Source organism: Achromobacter sp. GQ309 (assembly GCF_059759315.1).
Window position 1 is genome coordinate 576,329 of sequence record NZ_JCAXDP010000001.1, and the last position, 22,794, is coordinate 599,122.

Annotated in this window: 20 protein-coding genes; 9 read left to right on the forward strand and 11 right to left on the reverse strand. The window is 66.7% G+C overall.

Annotated features, from left to right (window positions below):
• Positions 1-194 precede the first annotated feature (194 nt).
• The 4 genes from AC6CIE_RS02720 (at position 195) to garL (ending at position 4,033) form a co-directional block, all read left to right on the forward strand.
• Positions 195-1,124, forward strand: a complete 930-nt coding sequence (locus AC6CIE_RS02720; RefSeq protein WP_498091051.1) for a dihydrodipicolinate synthase family protein — start codon at positions 195-197, stop codon at positions 1,122-1,124.
• Between the two features lie 114 nt (positions 1,125-1,238).
• A complete protein-coding gene (locus AC6CIE_RS02725) occupies positions 1,239-2,012 on the forward strand; it encodes a FadR/GntR family transcriptional regulator (RefSeq protein WP_370633056.1) in 774 nt (257 codons plus the stop codon).
• A gap of 48 nt (positions 2,013-2,060) precedes the next feature.
• Positions 2,061-3,173: an Ldh family oxidoreductase gene (locus AC6CIE_RS02730; RefSeq protein WP_218344721.1), complete on the forward strand. Its 1,113-nt coding sequence runs from the start codon at positions 2,061-2,063 to the stop codon at positions 3,171-3,173.
• A gap of 92 nt (positions 3,174-3,265) precedes the next feature.
• Entirely contained in the window at positions 3,266-4,033 is a 768-nt protein-coding gene (gene garL / locus AC6CIE_RS02735) for a 2-dehydro-3-deoxyglucarate aldolase (protein ID WP_056562673.1), read from the forward strand.
• Positions 4,034-4,141: 108 nt separating this feature from the next.
• Here garL and lysA read toward each other — a convergent pair whose 3' ends face one another.
• Positions 4,142-5,374: a diaminopimelate decarboxylase gene (lysA, locus tag AC6CIE_RS02740; RefSeq protein ID WP_498091053.1), complete on the reverse strand. Its 1,233-nt coding sequence runs from the start codon at positions 5,372-5,374 to the stop codon at positions 4,142-4,144.
• Between the two features lie 113 nt (positions 5,375-5,487).
• On the opposite strand from lysA, the gene AC6CIE_RS02745 reads away from it, so the two are divergent.
• A complete protein-coding gene (locus AC6CIE_RS02745; RefSeq protein WP_498091055.1) occupies positions 5,488-6,405 on the forward strand; it encodes a LysR family transcriptional regulator in 918 nt (305 codons plus the stop codon).
• A 196-nt stretch (positions 6,406-6,601) separates the two neighbouring features.
• Here AC6CIE_RS02745 and rpsT read toward each other — a convergent pair whose 3' ends face one another.
• From rpsT to AC6CIE_RS02795, 10 genes are all read right to left on the reverse strand, one after another.
• Positions 6,602-6,865: a 30S ribosomal protein S20 gene (gene rpsT, locus AC6CIE_RS02750; RefSeq protein WP_043542310.1), complete on the reverse strand. Its 264-nt coding sequence runs from the start codon at positions 6,863-6,865 to the stop codon at positions 6,602-6,604.
• 288 nt (positions 6,866-7,153) lie between these two features.
• A complete protein-coding gene (locus tag AC6CIE_RS02755; protein ID WP_175123488.1) occupies positions 7,154-8,122 on the reverse strand; it encodes a FecR domain-containing protein in 969 nt (322 codons plus the stop codon).
• 196 nt (positions 8,123-8,318) lie between these two features.
• Entirely contained in the window at positions 8,319-9,878 is a 1,560-nt protein-coding gene (gene murJ / locus AC6CIE_RS02760; RefSeq protein WP_498091057.1) for a murein biosynthesis integral membrane protein MurJ, read from the reverse strand.
• Positions 9,879-10,010: 132 nt separating this feature from the next.
• The gene (locus tag AC6CIE_RS02765) at positions 10,011-10,769 is read right to left on the reverse strand and encodes a 3-hydroxyacyl-CoA dehydrogenase (RefSeq protein WP_498091059.1); all 759 of its coding nucleotides are present in this window, start codon (positions 10,767-10,769) and stop codon (positions 10,011-10,013) included.
• 134 nt (positions 10,770-10,903) lie between these two features.
• A complete protein-coding gene (gene adk / locus AC6CIE_RS02770; RefSeq protein ID WP_175123485.1) occupies positions 10,904-11,560 on the reverse strand; it encodes an adenylate kinase in 657 nt (218 codons plus the stop codon).
• A gap of 91 nt (positions 11,561-11,651) precedes the next feature.
• Positions 11,652-12,416: a 3-deoxy-manno-octulosonate cytidylyltransferase gene (gene kdsB / locus AC6CIE_RS02775; RefSeq protein WP_175138399.1), complete on the reverse strand. Its 765-nt coding sequence runs from the start codon at positions 12,414-12,416 to the stop codon at positions 11,652-11,654.
• A 10-nt stretch (positions 12,417-12,426) separates the two neighbouring features.
• Positions 12,427-12,609: a Trm112 family protein gene (locus tag AC6CIE_RS02780; RefSeq protein ID WP_175123483.1), complete on the reverse strand. Its 183-nt coding sequence runs from the start codon at positions 12,607-12,609 to the stop codon at positions 12,427-12,429.
• A gap of 69 nt (positions 12,610-12,678) precedes the next feature.
• Positions 12,679-13,827, reverse strand: coding sequence for a tetraacyldisaccharide 4'-kinase (lpxK, locus tag AC6CIE_RS02785; protein WP_498091061.1), 1,149 nt, complete (start codon positions 13,825-13,827; stop codon positions 12,679-12,681).
• Positions 13,824-14,237 (reverse strand): ExbD/TolR family protein, encoded by a 414-nt coding sequence (locus AC6CIE_RS02790; RefSeq protein ID WP_175123481.1) that lies wholly within the window; start codon positions 14,235-14,237, stop codon positions 13,824-13,826. The genes lpxK and AC6CIE_RS02790 overlap by 4 nt, the downstream gene beginning before the upstream one ends.
• Positions 14,234-14,857 (reverse strand): MotA/TolQ/ExbB proton channel family protein, encoded by a 624-nt coding sequence (locus tag AC6CIE_RS02795; RefSeq protein ID WP_175138397.1) that lies wholly within the window; start codon positions 14,855-14,857, stop codon positions 14,234-14,236. Before AC6CIE_RS02795 ends, AC6CIE_RS02790 begins: the two co-directional genes overlap by 4 nt.
• 352 nt (positions 14,858-15,209) lie before the next feature.
• Here AC6CIE_RS02795 and xseA point away from each other — a divergent pair, with 352 nt between their 5' ends.
• The 4 genes from xseA (at position 15,210) to AC6CIE_RS02815 (ending at position 22,739) form a co-directional block, all read left to right on the forward strand.
• Positions 15,210-16,577, forward strand: a complete 1,368-nt coding sequence (gene xseA, locus AC6CIE_RS02800; RefSeq protein ID WP_498091063.1) for an exodeoxyribonuclease VII large subunit — start codon at positions 15,210-15,212, stop codon at positions 16,575-16,577.
• A 79-nt stretch (positions 16,578-16,656) separates the two neighbouring features.
• Positions 16,657-19,917, forward strand: coding sequence for an ankyrin repeat domain-containing protein (locus tag AC6CIE_RS02805; protein ID WP_498091065.1), 3,261 nt, complete (start codon positions 16,657-16,659; stop codon positions 19,915-19,917).
• 257 nt (positions 19,918-20,174) lie between these two features.
• Positions 20,175-20,753: a superoxide dismutase [Fe] gene (sodB, locus tag AC6CIE_RS02810; RefSeq protein WP_056324270.1), complete on the forward strand. Its 579-nt coding sequence runs from the start codon at positions 20,175-20,177 to the stop codon at positions 20,751-20,753.
• Positions 20,754-21,032: 279 nt separating this feature from the next.
• The gene (locus tag AC6CIE_RS02815; RefSeq protein ID WP_498091067.1) at positions 21,033-22,739 is read left to right on the forward strand and encodes a methyl-accepting chemotaxis protein; all 1,707 of its coding nucleotides are present in this window, start codon (positions 21,033-21,035) and stop codon (positions 22,737-22,739) included.
• Positions 22,740-22,794: the final 55 nt, after the last annotated feature.

The following is a 22,794-nucleotide window of genomic DNA, read 5'->3' on the forward strand; positions in this document are numbered from 1 at the left end:
CTGGGGGTATTCCGCTCCCGGCGAGCCGGGAGCTCAAAGCCGCATGCGGCCCGCGCCTCATGCGACTTGTGTGCTGCCGAACTACTTGTAAAACAAATATAGGTATTGAGCTATAGCTTGTCAACCAAGTATACTTTTTTCACCTTACTTATCTGACAACCGCACTGACAACCCACCCGCCAGGAGCCCCTTCCATGAAAACCACCCCGGTCACCGCCCAGGATCTGCAGCGCTCGGTCATCGCCGTGCCGCCGCTGGCCCGCAACGCCGATCTGTCGCTGAACGAAGCGGCCAACAAGACGCTGCTCGGCCACCTGGAAGCGGGCGGCGTGCGCAACGTCATGTATGGCGGCAACGCCAACTTCTACAACGTGGGTGTGAGCGAATATGCACGCATCGTGGACATGCTGGCAAGCCTGGCGGGTCCGGATACCTGGATACTGCCCTCGGTGGGGCCCGACTACGGCAAGATGATGGACCAGGCCGCCATCCTGCGATCGCGCGCCTTTCCGACCGCGATGCTGCTGCCCATGTCCTTCCCCTACACCGACGCCGGGCTGGCCGACGGCGTGCGCCGCTTCACGGATGCGCTGGGCAAGCCTGCAGTGGTCTACATCAAGTCGGCCGACTACCTGGCCCCGGAAACCGCGGCACGTCTGATCGAGGAAGGCCGTCTCGTCGCCTTCAAGTACGCCGTCGTGCGCGGCAACCCGTCCGAGGACGCCTACCTGTCCGCGCTGCTGCAAGCCGTGGATTCGCGCTGGGTCGTCAGCGGCATCGGCGAGCGCCCGGCCATTGTCCACTACCGCGAATTCGGCCTGAAGAGCTTCACGTCGGGATCCGTCTGCGTGGCGCCGCGCGGTTCGATGCGCCTTCTGCATCTCTTGCAGGAAGGCCGCTTCGACGAAGCCGAAGCCGTGCGTGAGCAGTACATGGGCCTGGAAGACTGCCGCGACGGCATCAGCCCCATTCGCGTGCTGCACGATGCCGTGACGCTGTCGGGCGTGGCGGACATGGGCCCGATGCTGCCGCTCCTGACCGGCATCTCCAGCACCGAACGCGAACGCGTGGCGCCCGTGGCGCGCGCGCTGGCCGCCTGGGACCGCGAAACCGCCACGGCATGACCGCGTGCGGCGCAGCGGACGCAATGCGGGTACGATGAGCGCCGTCCGCGCATCGCAGCAGTCTTTCAGGGCCTGTTCTCCGCGCGAGGACAGGCCCTACTACCAGGAGTTTCCGTGGCTCGACCCAAAGCATCCCCCTCATCCACGCCGCACGCGCCCGACGAGGCGCAAGCGCCCGCCGCGCCGGTGCTGGAACGCGGGCACCGGGTGCGGCTGGCGGACCAGCTTTACGGGCAGATCTTCGAACAGATCGTGTCCGGCGGACTGAACGTCGGCGACAAGCTGCCGTCCGAAAATGAAATCTCCGAACGCTTCGGCGTGTCGCGGCCCGTCGTGCGCGAAGCTTTGCTTCGCCTGCGCGCCGACGGCCTCATCACCGCGCACCAGGGCCTGGGTACGTTTGTCAGCCACCAGCCTGCGCCGCGCCTGAAGGCCTTCAACGATGTGCAGAATGTCAGCGCCTATCTGCGCGCCCAGGAGGTGCGTGTGGCGCTGGAGGGCGATGCCGCGCGCCTGGCGGCGCTGCGGCGCACCGACGATCAGCTTGGAAAGATTGCCGACGCTCACGCCGCGTTTGCCGACACGCTGGCAAAGGGACAAGTGTCCGCCGAAGCGGATCTGGCCTTTCATGCCAGCATTGCCGAGGCCAGCGGCAACGACTTCTATCTGGGCGTGCTGGAAAGCATCCATGAGTCCATCAGCGGCTTCATGCGACTGACGCTCAACCTGACGCGCACCGGCTCGCGCCAGCGCGCGCAGCGCGTTGTGGACGAACATGCCACCATCCTGGACGCCATCCGCGAACAGGACGGCGAACGCGCGCGCGTCGCCATGCAATTCCATCTGGGTCAGGCGCGGCACAGACTGGTCGACCGCGACCGGGACTGACCCCGCTGCCGACGCCCGCCACACCTACAAGACGACAGGAGACAGACAGTGTCAGGGAACGGAGCAAACGCCACGGCCGTGCCGGTGGAGCAGGTGCGAGAACAGATCCTGCAGGTGCTGATGGCATGGGGCATGGCCGAAGACCTTGCCCACATCACCGCGGGCCTGATGGCGCGCACGGACCTGCTGGGCATCGATTCGCATGGCATCTCCATGCTGCCCGCCTATGAGGACAAATGGCGCGCCGGCACGCTGCGGCTGGACGCCCGGGCCCGCGTGGTGCGCGACGGCGGCGCCAGCGCGCTGATCGACGGCATGGGCGGCCTGGGCTATCCGGTCGCCGCGCAGGCCATGAACCTGGCCGTGGACAAGGCGCTGGAACACGGCGTGGGCGCTGTCTCGGTCTGCAACTCGCACCACTTCGGCGCGGCAGGCGTCTATGCGCGCATCGCCGTCGAGCGCGGCGTGGTGGGACTGGTCACCAGCAGCGCCAACGGCGTCATCATGGTGCCCACGCGCGGCGCGATGCCGATGCTGGGCACCAATCCCATCGCGTTCGGTGCGCCCGCCGCCTACAACGAACCCTTCGTGCTCGACATGGCGACGACGACCGTCGCGGCCAACAAGGTCAAGGTCTACGACTTCCTGGACAAGCCGCTGCCGCCGGGCTGGGCGGTGGACGGGCAGGGCGCGCCGGTCACGGACGCAGATGCGGCCATGCAGTACATCTTCAAGCGCCCCGAGGGCGGCCTCACGCCGTTGGGGGGCACCACCGCCATGAGCAGCCACAAAGGCTATGGCCTGGCGATGATGGCGCAGATCCTGGGCGGCACGCTCAGCGGCAGCGCGTTCGCTGCGCGGCGTGCGGGCACGCGCCGTCCCGGCGAGCCCGACGACGTCGGACATTTCTTCCTGGCGCTCAACCCCGACGCCTTCCGCGCGGCCGGGTCGTTCGAAACCGACATGGACGACATGATCGACGCCATGCACGACACGCCGCCCGCCGATCCCGCCGAACCCGTGCTGGTGGCGGGCGAGCCCGAAGCGGCCGAGCGCATGCGCCGGCTGCGCGAGGGCATCCCGATTCCGGCAGCGCTGGCCGAACGCCTGCGCGCCATCTGCGAGCGCGCTGGCACGCCGTATCTGCTGGATCCCGCCTGACCGGTCGTGGCGCGCGCGCAAGAAGCCCGAGGCGCTTTGCGTTCCCGTGGTCATCGGATTCCAAGTTCACTTTTCAAGACATGAGGTCAGCAATGAATTCACCTCTTCCCAATCGCTTCCGGCAACGCATCCTGGCCCGCGAGCGGCTCATCGGATTCTGGATGTGCATGTCCAGCCACATCACCGCCGAACTCGTCGGCCTGGCGGATTTCGACTGGCTGCTTCTGGATGGCGAACACTCGCCCAACGAGGTGCCGATGTTCCTGCAGCAGCTCCAGGCCTTGCAGGGCAGCGCCAGCGCGGCCGTGGGGCGTCCGTCCTGGAATGATCCGGTCGAGATCAAGCGCCTGCTGGATATCGGTTTCTACAACCTGCTGATTCCCTTCATCGAATCCGAAGAAGATGCGCGCCGCGCGGTGGCCGCCACGCGCTACCCGCCGCAAGGCATCCGCGGCGTGGCGGGCGCGATGCGCAGCAACCGCTACGGCACGGTGCCGGACTATCTGCACACCATCAACGACAACATCTGCGTGCTGCTGCAGATCGAAAGCCGTCCGGGCATCGAGGCGGTGGACGAGATCGCCGCCGTCGAAGGCGTGGACGGCGTGTTCATTGGCCCGTCGGACCTTGCTGCGGCATTGGGTCATATTGGCAACCCCGGCCACCCCGAGGTGCAGGAGGCGATCCGCCACCTGCATCAGCGCGTGACTGCGCAAGGCAAGGCGGTGGGCATTCTGGCGCCCGTGCATGCCGACGCGCGCCGTTATCTGGACATGGGGATGCACTTCGTGGCCGTGGGGACCGACCTGGGCGTATTCAAGCAGGCGACCTTCGCGTTGCGCGAGGCGTTCCCGACCTGATGTCTTGATGCGCCAGGCCCCCCCGGGGGCGCTGGTCGTTGCGAGCGAAACCGCTACGCCGGCGCCGGACAGGCAAACTGTCCGGCGCCGTTTGCATTTACAGGCGGCTTACTCTTCCAGCGCGAGCAGCTCGGCCACGGTCTGGCGGCGCCGGATCAGGCGTGCCTCGCCCTGGTCCAGCAGGACCTCCGGTGCGAGCGGTCGGCTGTTGTAGTTCGAGGACATCGACGAACCGTAAGCACCGGCGTTGTGAAAGACCATGAAGTCGCCGATGCGCGGACGCGGCAGCAACTGGTCGGTCATGACGCCGCCTTCGTTCTGCGTGAATACGTCGCCCGATTCGCACAGCGGGCCGGCCACCGCGATGCGCGTCTGCGGCGCGTCCTGCGGGTCGCTGCCGTCCGGCGCATGCACCGAGATCCGGTGATAGCTGCCATACATGGCCGGGCGCATCAGATCGTTGAAGCCCGCGTCAACCAGCGCGAAGTCGTGCTCGGGACGCCGGTTGATCGAATGCACTTCGGCGACCAGCACGCCGGACTCGGCGATCAGGAAGCGGCCGGGTTCGATCTCCAGGCGGATCTCATGACCCAGATACTGGGCGATGCGCTGACGCGCGGCATCCCATTGCTCGAAGTAGTGATCGCAGTCGATGCGCGGCTCGCCGTCGCGGTAGGGGATCGACAGCCCGCCGCCCGCCGAAATGGCTTCGATGTCGTGATCCAGCGTCTTCACCACGTCCACCATGGCGTCGCACACGCTGGAAAGATGGCCGTAGTCCACGCCCGAACCGATGTGCATGTGCACGCCCACCAGCTTCAGGCCGTGGCGGCGCACGATGGAGATCGCCTCGGCCACATCGTCGATCCAGATGCCGTGCTTGCTTTGCGGGCCGCCGGTATTGGTCTTGTTGCTATGGCCGTGGCCAAAGCCCGGGTTGATGCGCAACCAGACGCGATGGCCCGGTGACGCCTGGCCCACACGCGACAGCATGTCCAGCGACCCGGCGTTGACCGTGATGCCGTGCTTGAGCGCGGTAGCCAGCGTGGCGTGGTCGATCAGGTCGGCCGTGAAGACGATGCCTTCCGGTTCGCTGCGCGGGTCGAAGCCGGCGGCCAGGCTGCGTTCGATCTCGCCCAGGGATACCGCATCCACCACCACACCTTGCGCGCGCATCAGGCGCAGGATGTGCAGGTTCGAGCACGCCTTCTGCGCGTAGCGGATCGTGTCGAAGCGGCGCAGTTGGGCAATGCGTTCGCGGATGACGGCGGCGTCGTACACCCAAAGCGGCGTGCCGTGTTCGGTGGCAAGTCGGGTGAGCTGGCGCGGATCGAAGGTCATGATGAAAGGAACCCTGTGGGAAGTGAAGCGAAGGCGGCATGATGCCTGCGTTGGTCCATCCAGTAAAATGCTTTGATTTTCGACACCGATTCATTCCTGATATGGTAGGCGCAATGCTCACGCATCGGCATATCGAAGTCTTCCGCGCGGTGATGATCGCGGGCAGCGTGACGAAGGCCGCCGATCTGCTCAACACGTCGCAGCCCACCGTCAGCCGCGAACTGGCTCGGATGGAGCAAACGATCGGTTTCGCTCTCTTCGAACGGATTGCGGGGCGCCTGCGGGCCACGATGCCGGCGTTGGCGCTCTTCGAGGAGGTGCGGCAGTCCTACGCCGGCCTTGAGCGCGTGGCGTCCGCCGCGGCCCGTCTGCGGGCGTTTCGCGAAGGGCAGCTGTCGGTGATCACCCTGCCGGCGTTTTCGCATTCGATACTGCCTGATGCGTTTCAGCGTTTTCATGGCCAACACCCCGGTGTGAGCCTGTCCGTCGAAACCCAGGAGTCTCCGCTGCTCGAAGAGTGGCTGACAGCACAGCGCTATGACCTTGGCTTGACCGAACACGATGCCGCGCCCGCCGGCACCCGGCTGGAATTGCTGGTGCAGGTTGACGAGGTCTGCGTGCTGCCTGACGGCCATCCGCTGCTGGCGCGCGCGGCGGTCGAGTTGGCGGATTTTGAAGGGCATTCCTTCGTCAGTCTGTCCGCCAGCGATCCCTACCGCGTCCAGATCGACGAAGCGTTCGCCCAGGCGGGCGTGTTGCCCCGCTCCGTTGTGGAAACGCCTACTGCGGTGTCGGTTTGCACATTCGTGCGGCAAGGACTGGGCCTGGCGATCGTCAATCCGCTGACCGCGCTGGACTTCGTGGGACGAGGGCTGCACATCCGGCCGCTGAAACGGTCGTTTCCGTTCCGCGTGAATGTGGTGTTTCCGGAACACCGTCCGGGCAATCCGCTGGTCGCCGCGTTTATGGAATCGCTGCGCGACGCCGCGGCAGCCATCAAGGGCAGGCTGGCGGCAGCAGAGTCCGCATGAAGCGGGGCAGGGCACGTCCGAGAGGGGGCGGCACTCTAGCAGGCTGAGACGCAGGTGCTGGACCTTGGGGCGCGCAGCGAACCGCGCAGCGAACCTCTCAGTCAATCGGCGCAACCAACAAAAAAGGATGCCCGTGGGCATCCTTCTTTATTTGCCGTATTCGTGTCGCCCCGGAAGACCGGGGCGGCAGAATGGCTTAGGCCAGCGCCTTGATGGCGGCAGCCAGGCGGCTCTTGTGGCGAGCGGCCTTGTTCTTGTGGATGATGTTCTTGTCAGCCACGCGATCGATCACGCTGGTGGCCTTCTGGAACACTTCGCCAGCCGCAGCCTTGTCGCCAGCGGCGATGGATTGGCGAACGCGCTTGATGGCGGTGCGCAGCATCGAGCGCAGGCTGGAATTGTGCTTGTTGCGCTCAACGGATTGGCGAGCGCGCTTGCGGGCTTGGGCGGTATTGGCCATGTTGCTTTGTAAGTTGAATTCGGCAAAGTCGAACATTGTAGCAAGTCCCGTGGGGAATGCAAGCTTTTAATGTCGCTTTAACCGATGGAGCGCCCGTCAACCGGGCGGGAGGGCGCTGCTGGGAAGAATTCCCGGGTTGGAGAACCCTTGCGTCAGATCCTCTTGAAAACATGAGGAAAATTCGCGGCGCCTATCGATAAAACCAATGGACAAACCACTGGATAAAAACTAGGTGTCGAGTATACAACGGAAACCGCGCCGCCCGGCATACCTTCGGGGCGGACGTTGTCAGGCGGCCACGTTGATGGAGACGAACCAGGGCGTGAAACGGCGCACCTGGATGGGCATCTGGTCTTGCAGGCTGTCCAGCGCGGCGTCGGTGTCGTCCAACGGAAAATGGCCGGACACGGGCAAGCCGCCTGCGGCCATGGACACGCGCAAGGTGCCGCTGCGATAGGGGCGCAGCGCCGCGATGACTTCGCCGAGGGGGCGGCCACGGGCCTCAACCCAGCCCGATTCCCAAGCGGCTTCGGCCATGAGCTCGGCGCGCGGCGTGTCCATGCGGGCATTGTCGAAGCGGGCGCCGGTGCCGGCGCGAATGGTGCCGTGCGCCCCGGACATGGTCTCGACCTCGACTTCGTGTTCGTGTACCACGACGACCGTACGCTGCGCCTGCTGGCGCACCATGTAGCGGGTGCCGAGCGCGCGGACCGTGCCCTGGGCGGTCTGCACCAGGAAAGGACGGCGGGAATCGGGTGCGACCGACACGGTCACGGCGCCATCCAGCAGACGAACCTGACGATACGCAGGCGTGAAGTCCAGGTTGACGCGGCTGCGCGCGTCGAGCAAAAGCTGGCTGCCGTCCGAAAGCAGGTAGCGGCGGCGCTCGCCCGTTGCAGTGGCCGCGTCGGCGGCGACGTTGTTCAGCGGGTAGAACGCATTGCCGACATAGGCAGCGGCCGCGCCGGTGCTGGCGAGCGCAAGCGCGCCAGTCAGAAAACGGCGGCGGGGCGGCACGATGGCGGCGGGTGGGGGCGGGATCAGCGACTGGGCAGCGGCAGCGGCGTCGCCACTGCCGGTGGCATAGGCGTCGCCAAGCCGGCCAAACGACGATCCTGCCAGGGTGCCCGTCAGTTGCTGCCAGGCGTTTTCATGGACAGGGTCAGCCGCTCGCCAAGCCAGGAAGTCGTTGTAGTCTTGGGCCGTTGCCTTGCCGGAGCGCAGCAGCAGCAGCCAATTGATCACCTGGTCCGCCATGGGTTGTCCTTGGGCGTACTTCAATTCATGCTTCCCGCAGGCAGGGGCCTACAGGGGGTCCTCTCAGTGGCAATTTTTAAATCATAAAGGTTTTTTACCAAAGATTACGGGGTGGTTGTCAATTCTTGACGAAATTAATGCGAAAAGCCGGCGTTTGGCCGGCTTTTTGAAGGCAATGTAGCCCGAACAGGCGGAATTACTGCTTCGGGCGTCGTCCGAAGTCCCTGGGACGAAATCCAAACAGTAACAACATTCCGAAGTACACCACGCCGCTTGCCGCCAGCACGCCGGCCAGCAAGAGGACACGCTGGCCGGAATGCGTTTGCAGCGCGATCCAGTCGATCCGTGTGTCCGCATACCAGAGCAGCGCCGCCAGCCCGGCCAGCGCGGGCACCAGGCGCAGGGCAAACGCAGTCCAGCCGGCGCCCGGCATGTACACGCCCCGCCGCCGCAGCCCGATCAGGAGCGCCAGCGCGTTCAGGCAGGCGCCCAGGCCAATGGCCAAGGCGAGCCCCGCGTGGGCCAGCGTCGGCACCAGCATCACGTTCAGCAGCTGCGTCACCACCAGCACGGCGATGGCAATCTTCACGGGCGTGCGGATGTCCTGCTTGGCATAGAAGCCGGGGGCCAGGATCTTGACCGCCAGCAGGCCAATCAGCCCGGCAGAGTAGGAGATGACGGCCAGGCGCGTCTGCAGCACGTCCTGCGCGCTGAAGGCGCCGTAATGAAACAGCGTGGCGACAAGGCCGTCCGACAGCATTGCCATGCCCACCGCCGCGGGCAGCCCCAGCAGCAGTACCAGGCGCAGGCCCCAGTCGAGCAGCGCGCTGTAGCCACCGTGGTCGTCGCGGGCATGCGCTGCGGACAGGCTGGGCAGCAGGACGGTGCCCAGCGCCACGCCCAGCAGCGCCGTGGGAAATTCCATGAGGCGGTCGGCGAACGACAGCCATGTCACGCTGCCCGGCGTGAGCCACGTCGCGATATTGGTGTTGATCAAGAGCGAGATCTGCGCCACCGACACGCCCAGCGTGGCGGGCGCCATCTGCTTGAGGATGCGCTGCACGGTCGGATCGGCCCAGGCCTGCCCAAAGCGCAGCGAAAAGCGTGGCGTCAGGCCCAGGCGCGCCAGGGCCACCCATTGCACGGCCAATTGCAGCACCCCGCCGATCATGACGCCGACGGCCAGCGCGTAGACCGGGACGTCCATGCGCGGCGCAAGCCAGATGCAGGCGCCGATCATGGACAGGTTCAGCAGCACGGGCGTGAAAGCGGGCACTGCAAAGCGCCGCCACGTATTGAGCACGCCGGACGCGAAGGCGATCAGCGACATGCAGAGGATGTACGGGAACATCATCCGCGTCATCCAGACCGCCGCGCCGAATTCGGTGTCGCGCGCCGCACCCCGCAGGCCGCTGGCCATGGCGGACACCACCCAGGGCGCCGCGACGATGCCGATCAGCGTGACCAGCATCAAGGCGGCGGTCAACAGCAGGGCCACGCGGTCCAGCAGTGTGCGGACTTCTTCTTCGGAGCGGTTGTTGCGCGCGGCGCCCAGGATGGGGACGAAGGCCTGGGCGAAGGCGCCCTCGGCGAACAGGCGGCGCAGCAGATTGGGAATGCGGAAAGCGACCCAGAAGGCGTCGGTAATGGGGCCGGCGCCAAACGCGCGGGCCACCAGGATGTCGCGGATCAGGCCGGAAATGCGGGACAGCAAGGTGAAACTGCTGACCGTGGCCGCCGAACGGAACAGGCTCATGGGTGGACTACTGAAGTGAAAAGCGGGCCGGATCGCCGCGTTGATGGGGACGGAATGCCGGCCATCTGCAGGGCCGGCATTGCAAGGCCGGCCCCTTTGGACCGGCCCGTACGGACCGGCCATGAAGCTGAATTACTTCGGCGGCATACGGATGGCGCCGTCGAGACGGATGGTTTCGCCGTTCAGCATGTCGTTGGTGATGATGCTGTGGACCAGCTTGGCGTAGTCTTCCGGGCGGCCCAGGCGCGCGGGGAAGGGGATGCTGGCGGCCAGCGAGTCCTGCACTTCCTGCGGCATGCCGAAGATCATCGGGGTGCCGAAGATGCCCGGGGCGATGGTCATGCAGCGGATGCCGGTCTTGGACAGGTCGCGCGCGATCGGCAGCGTCATGCCCGCAACGCCGGCCTTGGAAGCTGCATAGGCCGCCTGGCCGATCTGGCCGTCAAAGGCAGCGACGGATGCCGTGTTGATCATCACGCCGCGTTCGCCGGTGGGTTCGGGCGTATTGGCGCTCATGGCCTCGGCGGCCAGACGCATCATGTTGAAGCTGCCGATCAGGTTGATCGACACGACTTTTTGAAAGAGTTCCAGCGGGTGCGCGCCATTCTTGCCGACGATCTTGGCGGCGGGAGCCACACCCGCGCAGTTGACCAGACCAAACAGCGAGCCCAGTTCCAGCGCGGCGGCCACGAGCTTCTTGCCGTCGGCTTCCTGCGTCACGTCGCAGTGCACGTAGCGCTGGCCGAGTTCCTTGGCGAGGGCTTCGCCCGGCTCGTCCTGCAGGTCGGCAATGACGACCTTGGCGCCATGTTCGACCAGCATGCGGGCGGTGCCGGCGCCCAGGCCGGATGCGCCGCCGGTAACGATGAATACCTTGTTCGCGATTTCCATGTGTGTACCACCAGATCAGTTCAAGGGAAGGAAGGCGGCGCGCCGGGCGCCGGATGCAACAAGGCCTTCGGGCCTGGGCCGGAACGCGCTGCGTCCGGCCGGCGCCGAAGGCCTTTGGGCCATCGAGACGCCGATCAGCTTTGAACGGCTTCGAACAGGCGCGACTTGATTTCGTCGACGGCGCCCACGCCCGAGATCTTGCGGTACTTCGGGGCCGCGGCGGAATCTTGCTGCGCCCAGGCCGAGTAGTAGTCGACCAGCGGACGCGTCTGCTCGCGGTACACCGACAGGCGGTGACGCACGGTTTCCTCGCGGTCGTCGTCGCGCTGGACCAGGTCCTCGCCGGTGACGTCGTCCTTGCCTTCGATCTTGGGCGGGTTGAAGCGCACGTGATAGCTGCGGCCGCTGGGCTGGTGCACGCGGCGTCCGCTCATGCGTTCGATGATGTCTTCTTCGGGCACGGCGATTTCCACGACGTAGTCCAGCTTGACGCCGGCGCTCTTGAGCGCGTCGGCCTGCGGGATAGTGCGGGGAAAGCCGTCGAACAGGTAACCGTTGGCGCAGTCGGGCTGCGTCAGGCGGTCTTGCACCAGGCCGATGATGATCTCGTCGGAAACCAGGCCGCCGGCGTCCATGACCTTCTTGGCTTCAATACCCAGCGGGGTGCCCGCTTTCACCGCGGCGCGCAGCATGTCGCCGGTGGAGATCTGGGGAATGCCGAAGTGCTGCGTTAGAAACGCGGCCTGGGTGCCTTTGCCGGCGCCGGGGGGTCCGAGCAAGATGAGACGCATGAGTGCTCCTGAAGGGGTTTATTTTTTGTGATCCGGGGGATTATGCCGCAACGCAGCAGCCAATGCGGGGCTGCGCCATGGGAAATAACCCTTATATCTGATTGCTGTAGATCAAGCGGACGCGCTCGAGATCGGCCGGGGTATCTACCCCACCCGCAGGAGGCGTCGACGCCCGATGGACGACGATGACGTGACCGTGTTCCATGGCCCGCAGTTGCTCCAGCGATTCGAAGCGTTCCAGCGCGCCTTGCGGCAGGGTCGGGAAGCGGCGCAGGAACGACGCGCGGTAGGCGTACAGGCCGATGTGATGCCAGGCAGGCAGTCCCTGCGCCAGCACGCGATCGCCGCCGGCCAGCGCGTCCCGCGCCCAGGGAATGGGGGCGCGCGAAAAATACAGCGCGCGGTCGTCCGCGGCGCAGACCAGCTTGACGACGTTGGGATTGAACAGCGCCTCGGCGTCGGCCAGGGGGCAGGCACAGGTGGCGATGTCAGCCTGCGGATACGCTTGCAGCTTGGCCGCCACCGCGTCGATGAGTTCGGGTTCGATCAGGGGCTCGTCGCCCTGCACGTTCACCACGATGGCGTCGTCGGGCAGGCCAAGCTGCTCGACCGCTTCGGCCAACCGGTCGGTGCCGGTGGGGTGATCGCCACGGGTCATCAGGGCGCGCAAGCCGTGCGCCTGCGCCGCCTGCTGCACGCGCCCGTCATCGGTGGCGATGAAGATCTGCGAGGCGCGGGACAGGGCAGCACGGTCGGCGGTGCGCACGACCATCGGCTTGCCGGCGATGTCGGCCAGCGGCTTGTCGGGCAACCGGGTCGACGCGGTGCGTGCCGGGATGATGGCGATGAAGCTCACGATGCAGCGTTCAGCGAGGGGCGGCGGTGTCGTCCAGCGCGCGGGCCTCGGATTCCAGCATGACCGGAATGCCGTCGCGCAGCGGGAAGGCCAGCCGGTCCGCACGGCAGACCAGTTCGGCCTGCTGCCGGTCGTGTTCGAGGCGGCCCTTGCACAAGGGGCAAACGAGGATGTCGAGAAGGCGGGATTCCATGACCGCGATTCTAAAACAGTTTTGCCGCCGGACAGCGCGCGGCGCGTCGGAGTTGCGTCAAGCGGCCTGTTACGCCGTTGGGTTGCGGCCCCGGTTTACGCCGCCACCGTTCTGCCCCCGACCCGGGCGCTCTTTGCGAGCGCGCAGTGCGTCGGCCAGCCAGTCAAAGAGCCTCGGGTCGGAGAACGCGGCTTGCACCGGCACTTCCCACAAGCGGGGATCGTTCAAGGCGCCGCATTTGATGGCGTCCTTGGCCGTCACCAGGATGACGTCGGCATCCAGCGCCTGGAAGGGTGACGTAGCGTAGTCGTGGTGATCGGGCAGGGGAAGCGTCGCGGATAGCGTGATGCCGGCTGCCCGCAGCGTGGCAAAAAAGCGCTCCGGATTGCCGATGCCGGCCGCGGCCGCAATGCGCGGCTGCCCGGCAAAGGCCGATAGCGGCTGCGTGGCGTGTGCCCCGATATGGCGCGCCAGGCCGGGTTCAAGCCACATCTGGACCTGGCGGGGACGGCTGCTTGCGGTGTCTGACACCCTGGGGAGACGGCCGTCATGCTGCGACGGTGCATCAAGGGTGTCAGACACCGCAAGCGAATTGCCCGGCGTACCGATATTCGTGACCACGGCGTCCACGTCGGCCAGACGGCTGGGGGGTTCGCGCAGCGGGCCGGCGGGCAGCAGGCGCCGGTTGCCCACGCCGCGCTGGTCCTGCACCACGATTTCGATGTCCCGTGCTAACGCCAGATGTTGCAGGCCGTCGTCCGAGACGATGACATCGACCTTCGGATGCGCCTGCAGCAACACCTGGGCGGCGAGGGCGCGCTTGGGGTGGATGCACACGGGGGCGCCGGTGGCGCGCGCGATCAGCGCGGGTTCGTCGCCGAATCGAGCGGCTTCCAGGTCGCCCAGCCCCACCCGCGGATGGGGACCGACCTTGACGCCATAACCCCGGCTGACCACGCCCGGCGTGTAGCCGCGGGCCCGCAGGTTCTCGACGGTGGCGATCACCATGGGCGTCTTGCCCGTGCCGCCCACGAAGATATTGCCGATCACGACCACGGGCACGGGCGGCCGGTAGGACACCTTGGCGCCGCTGGCGTAGCGCGCGCGCTTGCGCTCGACCGCCCAGGCGGTCAGCGCGGACAGCGGGCGCAGGGCGGTGGACAGCCAGCCGCCGCGCTGCCATTGGCGGGCCAGCAGTGATGCGCGTCGGGTTTTCAACGGTTGGTCTGGGCGGCGAAATTGACGCGGCCGATGCCGGCAAGGCGCGCGGCTTCCATGATGTTGATCACGGACTGGTGGGTGGCCTGGGCGTCGGCATTGATGATGACGAGCGGCTCGGTCTTGCCGGCCGCGGCCTGGCGCAGGGCGTCGGCGATTTCGGGCGGCGTGGAGACGTCGATGAGGGTTCCGTTCAGGGCGTAGCGGCCATCCTGGCTGACCGCGACTTCCAGCGCGGGCGGCGTGTCCTGTTCGGACGATGCCTGGGGCAACGTCACCTTCAACTGCGTGAACCGGGTGAACGACGTGGTGGCCGCCAGGAAGATGAGGATGACCAGCAGGACGTCGATGAGCGGAATCAGGTTGATGTCCAGCTCATCGCGGTCGCCCCGGGAACCGCGGAAATTCATGGGCGGGCCTCGCGGGAGGCGCGCGCCGGCGCAAGGGCACGGATCAGGCGCGATGCAGCCTGTTCCATGGCGTTGAGGTAGCCGTCCACGCGGCCGCGCAGATAGCGGTGCGCAATCATGGCGGGAATGGCGATGAGAATGCCGAAACCGGTGTTGTAGAGCGCAATCGAAATGCCGCGCGCCAGTTGGGCGGGGTCGCCGCCGCCGGGCGTGTAGGAGCCGAAGATTTCGATCATGCCGACGACCGTGCCGAACAGGCCCATCAGCGGGGCGACGACGGCGATGGTGCCGATGGCGGAAATGTAGCGGCTGAGATCATGCGCGACGGCGCGGCCAGTGTCTTCGACCACGTTGCGCAGTTCTTCGCGCGGCAAGTGGCGGTGGCGCATCACTTCGGCCAGCACGCGGCCCAGCGGCGAATTGCGTTCCAGCCGGTGGATCGAGTCTGGCGTGTCCTGGTGATTGCGCAGCATTTCGGCGACCTGCTCGTTCAGGCCGCGCGGCATCACCAGGTTTCGGCGCAGGGACAAAAAGCGCTCGAAGATCAGCGCCAGGCCCAGCACGGATGTCGCCAGCAGGGGCCAGATGGGCCAGCCGGCCTCGCGCAGAATGGAAAGCAAAGCGGTCAACTCCTGAGGAGCCGAAGGCGCCGCAAGCGGCGCACAGTGGCATCTGAACAAGCCGAAACTGTAACGGTGCGGCGCGTATGTGGCAAGGCAGGGGAAGACCCGAATTATCCACAGAATCTGTGGATAATTCTGTGTAGAACTCAGCCGGAAGGCTTATGGGCACGGGGCTTGCGCTTGTTTGCTCCAAATGCGCGCACTGCCGTGTCCTATATAAGTCCTTATAAATCAATGATTTGCACCGAATTTGCTGGCTTTCTGGGCAGTTCGTGCAAATTTCTGCGAACGCGGTATCATTGCGCCCCGCTCCGCCTGCCCTGTGGACAGGTTCGCATCGGAAAGCCCCATGACAATTGAGCTCCCAGTCACAAACAACGCATTTGCGCGGGAAATCCTTACAGTTGCCCAGCTAAACCAAGCAGTGGGGCAGTTGCTGGAACGCAGCATCCCGGCGCTGTGGGTTCGCGGCGAGATTTCCAACTTCACGCAGGCGGCGTCCGGGCATTGGTACTTCACGCTCAAGGACAGCCGGGCCTCCGTGCGGGCCGTCATGTTCCGCAGCCGCGCCAGCGCCGTGGGCTTCGTGCCACGGGCGGGCGACCAGGTCGAGATCCGGGCGCGCGTTTCCCTGTACGAACCGCGGGGCGACTATCAGCTCCAGGCTGACGCCATGCGGCGGGCAGGATTAGGGAATCTGTACGAGGCTTTTTTGCGCCTCAAAGAGCAACTGGCCTCCGAGGGGCTGTTCGATCCGGCCCGCAAGCGCGAGCCCGTCCGTCTGCCCCGCGCGATCGGGGTGATCACCTCGCTGCATGCGGCAGCGCTGCGCGACGTGCTGTCGGCCCTGGCCCGGCGGGCGCCGCAGGTGCCGGTCATCATCTATCCGGCCCCGGTTCAGGGGGCGGATGCCGCCAACAAGCTGGCCGCGCAGTTGCGTCTGGCCAATGAGCGGGCCGAGGTCGATACGCTCCTGCTGGTGCGGGGCGGCGGCAGCATTGAAGACCTCTGGAGCTTCAACGACGAAGACCTGGCGCGCCAGGTGGCGGTCAGTGAGATTCCCGTCATCAGCGGCGTGGGTCACGAAACCGACTTCACCATCGTGGACTTCGTGTCCGACCTGCGCGCGCCCACGCCCACCGCCGCGGCCGAACTGGCCTGCGCGCCGCGCGCCGAATTGCTGGGCCGCGTCATGCAAACACTGCAAACCATGGTGCGCGGCCAGCAGCGCCGGCTGGAGCGGGCAGCGCAGCGCCTGGACCGCGCCACCGCGCAGTTGGTGTCCCCGGCACAACGCCTGCAACACCAGCGCGAGCGCTTGAACAGCCTGCAATACCGACTGGCCTCGGCCTGGTCCGCGCCGCAAGGCCGGCGCGCCGCGCGCGTCAATCTGCTGGCGCAGCGCCTTGGCCATCGCGTGCCGGATACGGGCAGGGCCGCCGAACGTCTGGCGGGCGCCGTGCGTCAACTGGGGCAGGGCCATGCCCGCCTGCTGGTGCAGCGGCGCAATCGCCTTGCCGCCGCCTCGGCGCAACTGCGCGCCCTGGATCCGGGCAATACGCTGGCGCGCGGTTACGCGATCGCCCGCGACGCGGAGGGCCGAATTGTTCGTGACGCGGCCGCGCTGGCGGCGGGCCAGCCGCTCGACCTGAGCTTCGCGCAGGGCGGGGCGCAGGTCCAGGTGCAATCCACGCGTTCCACGCGCGACCCAAGCTAGTTTTTCCGCGAGCCCCGAAAGGGGACGGCGCGCGGCGTGAACGCACGCAAATCCTCTCCACCCGAATCATGGCGGCAGGATGTTCCACGACAGAAATCTGAAATGGGCGGCCACCGGACTGGCCGCGGCGATATGGGCGACCGGGGTGGGCTCCGTGGCCTACGCGGAAAACGCGACCGTTTCCCCGGCAGCGCCCGCAGCCACCGCACCCTCAGTTACACCACCCTCAGCCGCAGCCGCCGATTGCAACTGCACGTCGCCGTACCGCGAATACAAAAGCGCCGACACGCCGGAAACGGAGGCCCTGTTCGCAGCTGCCGGGCGCAACGACGAGGCGGCATTCCTGGCCGCGCTGGCGCAGGTCGAACGGCCCGGCGACTATGCCCGTGACGGCGTCCCCTTGCTGCATGCCTTGCTGATGCCGCCACGTGATCTGCGGTCGCAGTACGTGTATTGGGACATGACGCCGGAAGACGCGGCGCGGTTGCGCCAGGCGCACGAGGCCAGCATGCCGGCCCGCGCGCGCATGCTGGCCGCGCTGCTGGCCACCAGGCCGGACCTGAACGACATCACGTACGAATCGCGCCGGCCACCGCTCCACCTGGCGCTGTTGTACGGCACGCCGGCCATCATGGAGGCGTTGCTGGCCGCGGGCGCCAACCCCGACCAGCGGGGTGACCAGAACAACACCCCGCTGGAATTCCTGCTGCACCGCGATTTCGAATTCGCAGTGCGCCAGACCTACCTGCCGCGCCTCGTCGACCGCAAGAGCCTGACGCGCATGGTGGTGGCCTTGTTCGGCGCCGGCGCCAGCCGCCCGTATGCGGCGCTCGACGCAGATACCGCCGCGTCAAGTGTCTTGAAGGACGGACACGGCAAGACGCGGCCCGCGGCGGACTTCCTTGCGTGGTTGCCCCTGGTGGAACTGACGGAAGGTGCAGAGGCGCTGCGAGCGCTGGCCGCCACGGGCAGCCGGCCTGCCTATGAAGAGGAACTGACCGCCCTGGCGTTCGCCGCCTACGAAGGCGATGCGCAGGCCGTGTCGTACCTGATGGAGGTGGGCCCTCGCACGATCCCGGCCACGGCGTACGGAGAAACCGGCGACCGTGACGTGTGGCTGGATGCGGCGCAAGCAGCGGTCGAAGGCGGACACCCCGCAATCGCCGAACATTTGCTGCGCGCGGGCATGCCCTTCGCGCAACGCGGCCCCCAAGTGGGCTCGGGCGGCCTGATATTCGCCAAGCCCCAGATGGGCAACCGGCCGATCATGAACCTGGCGGCCCAGCGCGGCGACACGCAGACCGTGCAGCGCCTCCTGGCCCTCGGTGCGCCGGTCGACGGCGATCCCGCGGAACCGCATGGCAACACGCCGCTGGCCGATGCCGTCGAAGCCGGCAAGTCCGGCGTCGTGAAGGCGCTGCTGGCCGGGGGCGCCGATCCGGGCTTGCGGCGCGAAGGCTATGACCGCCGGTCGGCGCTGGAGGTTGCGGTGCGGGCCGGAGACACCGCGCTGCTGCGCACCCTGTTGGCGGCGATGAAGCCTGACGCGCTGCGCGCGGCGCTGCAGAACCCCGCCGACTCGCCGGTCGCGCAACTGCTGCGGCAGCCGGGCGGGCAGGGCGCGGCAGTGCTGCGCATGTTCGCGGACGCGGGATTCGACATGAATACGCTGGACGCAAGCGCCATTCGCCAGGCGCTCGAAAGCCGCGATACGGCGCTGGCCTTGATGCTGATCGAGGCGGGCGTGCCGGTGAATCCGTACGTGGACCCCGCGGTAAAGGCGGCCGATAAAGCAGCCGGGGATGGGGCCGGCCGCGATGCCTGGCCGCCAAGCCCGGACGATCCGCGCGGCACGCCGCCGCTACTCCTGGCGACGACCTCGGGCCAGGTGGCGGTCGTCGATGCATTGCTGGCCAAGGGCGCGGACCCCGCCGCCATCGCGCCGGACGGCGAGAGCGCTTTGTATTGGCTGATCGGTCGTCAGGACGCCGCCATGCTGGATCGGCTGCTGCGCGCCGGCGCGCGGTTCGACGACCCGCGGCTGCCGGTCGTGCCCAACCCGTACGCACTGCTCAATGCCGCCGTGGCGTCCGGAGACATGGAAACGGTGCGCCGCGTGAGCGCGGCGAACCGCCAGCCGGTTGCGCAAGCGTGCATGCCAGACAACGGCGAGTTCGTGCTGATCGACAAGCCTGGCTACTTTGCTGCACTGCATGCGGCCGGTTTCACCGGCAAGTCATCGTCATGTGCGCGGGATGGACGCGCCTTGCCCGATCGCATCGTGTCGATGCTGCTGCATAGCCGGGAGCTGGTCACCGCGCGGCATGACACCGTGGTGCAGGTGTTGCGTCTGTTGAAGGCGTCGGGCACCGATCTGGATGCGCCGCTGCCCGACGGCGATACGCCCCTGAACGCCGCCATCCGGTTGGGACGCCGGGACCTCGCCCAAGCGTTGCTCGACGCCGGCGCCAGCCCTGATGCCGGCGACGGCTCGAGCCGTGGTCCTGCGTGGATCGCACTTGAAACCGGCCAGCCCGCCATGCTGTCCTTATTGGCGCAGCACCACGCGCGCTTCGACGCGGCGGTGGCGCCGCCGGGCCAGTCGTTCCGTACGGCGCTTGCCTGCCAATCCGATCCGGCCTTTGCGCGCGTCCTGCAGGATGCGGGCATCACGCTGCGGGCGGACTGCGCGCCGCCGCCCGCGCAAGGCCGGCGTGTGGGATCCAAAGCCGCCAGCAAGTCTTCGGAAGCCGTGCGCGTTCCGGGTCATTACTACCTGCGCGGCGTGCGGGAAGTCGGCAGCGAATTGCTGCTTCTGGAAGACGGCAGCTTCGAGTACTTCCTGAGTTATGGCGCCGTCGACATCAACGCGCGGGGCGTCTGGCGCAGCGACGGCAAACAGGTGTTCCTGGACACGCCGCCGCTGCGGCCGTACTCCGCCATCGCGAACGTGCGCGCGGACACCAGGCCGGCCGAACCCGGCATGCTGACGGTGCGCGTGTATCACCGTGGCCGTCCGGTCAATATCGACGTGGCGGTGTCATCGGCCGATCAGGACTACGGCGGCGGGCCGCGCCAATCGGAAGGGGCGGACGGCGTCTCCGTGCCCATCGCGGCAGGCGCGTTGAAGGCGCTGGCCGTCTTCGTGCCGGCGCCGTCTGGTGGACGTTGGCACGAGGTGGACGTGGCCCGCATCGACGCCGCCACGCGGGCCGTGCGCATCGACGTCGACGTGCCCGACGACGCGGCCAGCGCGCCGCTGCACAAGGTCCTGGCCATGGATAAGGACGGCGCGCTGGTCGAAACCGGCAGCGGGCAGGAGCTACGTTACGTGAAGTGACGCCATGTGGTGACGCCATGCGGTGAGGCCATGTGGTGAGGCCATGCGGTGAGGCCATGTGGTGAGGCCATGCGGTGAGGCCATGCGGTGAGGCCATGCAGTGAGGCCGTGCGCGCCGCCGCGCGCGGGCGCAACAACATGCGGTCATAAGCATGTGCCCGTTAACCCCGCGCCAGCGCGGGGTTAACACGGTATCCTCAGGAGTTGCCGATACAATTGACCGGCTTGATCGTGCTCTCAACAGAAGGAACCATCACATGGCACATACTCTTCCCCCCCTGCCTTACGAACTCGACGCTCTGGCGCCGCACATCTCCAAGGAAACGCTGGAGTTCCACTACGGCAAGCATCACCAGACGTACGTCACGAATCTGAACAACCTGATCCCGGGTACGGAATTCGAAACGCTGTCGCTGGAAGACATCGTGAAGAAGTCCTCGGGCGGCATCTTCAACAACGCTGCCCAGGTCTGGAACCACACGTTCTACTGGAACAGCCTGGCTCCCAAGGCCGGCGGCGCACCGACGGGCGCGCTGGCTGACGCCATCAACGCCAAGTGGGGCAGCTTCGACGCCTTCAAGGAAGCCTTCAACAAGTCGGCTGCCGGCAACTTCGGTTCGGGCTGGACCTGGCTGGTCAAGAAGGCCGACGGTTCGGTCGACATCGTCAACACCAGCAACGCCGCCACCCCGCTCACGACGGCCGACAAGCCGCTGCTCACCTGTGATGTCTGGGAACACGCGTACTACATCGACTACCGTAACGCGCGTCCCAAGTACCTGGAAAACTTCTGGGCCCTGGCGAACTGGGATTTCGCTGCCAAGAACTTCGCCTGATCGGCGGTTCCGGCGCGCATGCGGTCTTAGCGCCGCATGCCTGGCAACACGACCCCTCGCCCCGGCGAGGGGTTTTCTTTTGTTCAGCAAAAAGTCAGTTTCGAAAACCCTGTCGACTGTCGCGTTCATTACACGGAACTGACGCCTGAACTGGCTTTTTCTCAGGGTAAGCCCTAGACCAAACGTCGATATCGTTCCTCCCCGGTCAGCGCTTGCACCCCGGAGCGCATGGCTGCGGCGAAGCCGCCACAAGCCGGGGCACACACAGGGAAGGGAAGCATGTTGCGGTTATTTTCGGGGATGCGCATCGGCGCTCGCCTGACAGGGGCGTTTTTGCTGGTGGCGGTGATAGGCGGTGCGATCGGGGCCTTCGGGGTATGGGGGCTGTCGCGTATCAATGAAATGAATGACAGGCTTTACGACACCGAATTGCGCGGCATTTCGGATCTGAAGGAAGCCAACATCAACCTCATCTACGCAGGACGTGCGCGCAACGCATATCTGGCGGCGTCGACCGAGGCAGACCGGCAGGCGCTGCGCAAGCAGTTCGACGACGCGGTCAAGAACATGGACGTGCTGCGCGAGAAGGCAGCCGCGAACTTCCAGGAAGCACAGACCCGCGAACTGCTGGCGCAATTCAGGGAAACCGAGCAGGTCTGGAAGCGCGAGGCGACGGCATTCTTCGACGCGGCCAAGTCGCAGCCGCTGACGCAGAGCGATCCGCGCGTGGCCGAGATCGAGAAGCGCGTCATCGTCGCGTCGCAAAAGCTGGACGACCTGATGACCAGTCTGGCCATCAGCAAGGAAAAGTCTGCCGAGCGCTCGGTGCAAGAAGGCACGGACCTTTATGGCACCGTCCGCGCGATCATGATTGCGCTGGCTGTCGCGGGTGTGGCGATCGGCATGCTGCTCGGTTTGCTGGTAACGCGCGGCATCGTTCGCCCGCTGACCGAGGCCGTATCGGCCGCACGCCAGGTGGCCGCGGGCGACCTGACCACCGATATCCGCGTGGTCACGCGCGACGAGACCGGCGATCTGATGGGCGCGCTCAAGGCCATGAACGAAAGCCTGGCCCGTATCGTCAAGGACGTGCGCGACGGCTGTGAAAACATTGCGTCGGCGTCGTCGCAGATTGCGCAGGGCAACGCCGATCTGTCGCAACGCACGGAAGAGCAGGCCTCCTCGCTCGAGCAAACCGCGGCCTCGATGGAAGAGCTGACCAGCACGGTGCAGCAGAACGCCAACAACGCCAGCGAGGCCGACCGCCTGGTCAGCCAGGCGTCGAACGTCGCCGTGCGCGGCGGCGAGGTGGTCGAGGGCGTGGTGCAGACCATGAGCGCGATCTCGGACAGTTCGCGCCGCATTGCCGACATCACGGGCGTGATCGACGGCATCGCGTTCCAGACCAACATCCTCGCGCTCAATGCCGCCGTGGAAGCGGCGCGCGCGGGCGAGCAAGGCCGCGGCTTCGCGGTCGTGGCGGGCGAGGTGCGCACGCTGGCCCAGCGTTCCGCTGTAGCTGCAAAGGAAATCAAGGCCCTGATCGACGAATCCGTGACGCGCGTCGAAGGCGGCTCGCGTCAGGTCGACGAGGCAGGACGCACGATGCGCGAAGTCGTGGACAGCGTGCGCCAGGTCGCGACGCTGGTGCGCGAGATCTCGGGCGCATCGGAAGAGCAATCGACCGGCATCGGGCAGGTGAACCAGGCCGTCTCGCAGATGGACACGGTGACCCAGCAGAACGCCGCCCTGGTCGAGGAAGCCGCGGCCGCCGCGGCCAGCATGCAGGAGCAGGCCACGCGTCTGGCGCAGGAAGTGCGCCGCTTCAAGGTGGATGCAGGCAGTGGATCTGCGGTTCAGGCGCAAGCCCGGCTGCTGCCGGCCGAACGCGTGGCGGCGCGCAAGCCCGCCGCGCCGGCAGCCCGTGCGGCGCAGGCCCGGCCCGCGCTGGCAGGCGCTTCGCAGGACGAGTGGTCGTCGTTCTGAAGCCTTGCCGCGTCGTGATGGACGGCCGTTGACCGGCCGTTCCCGTCCGCGCTTG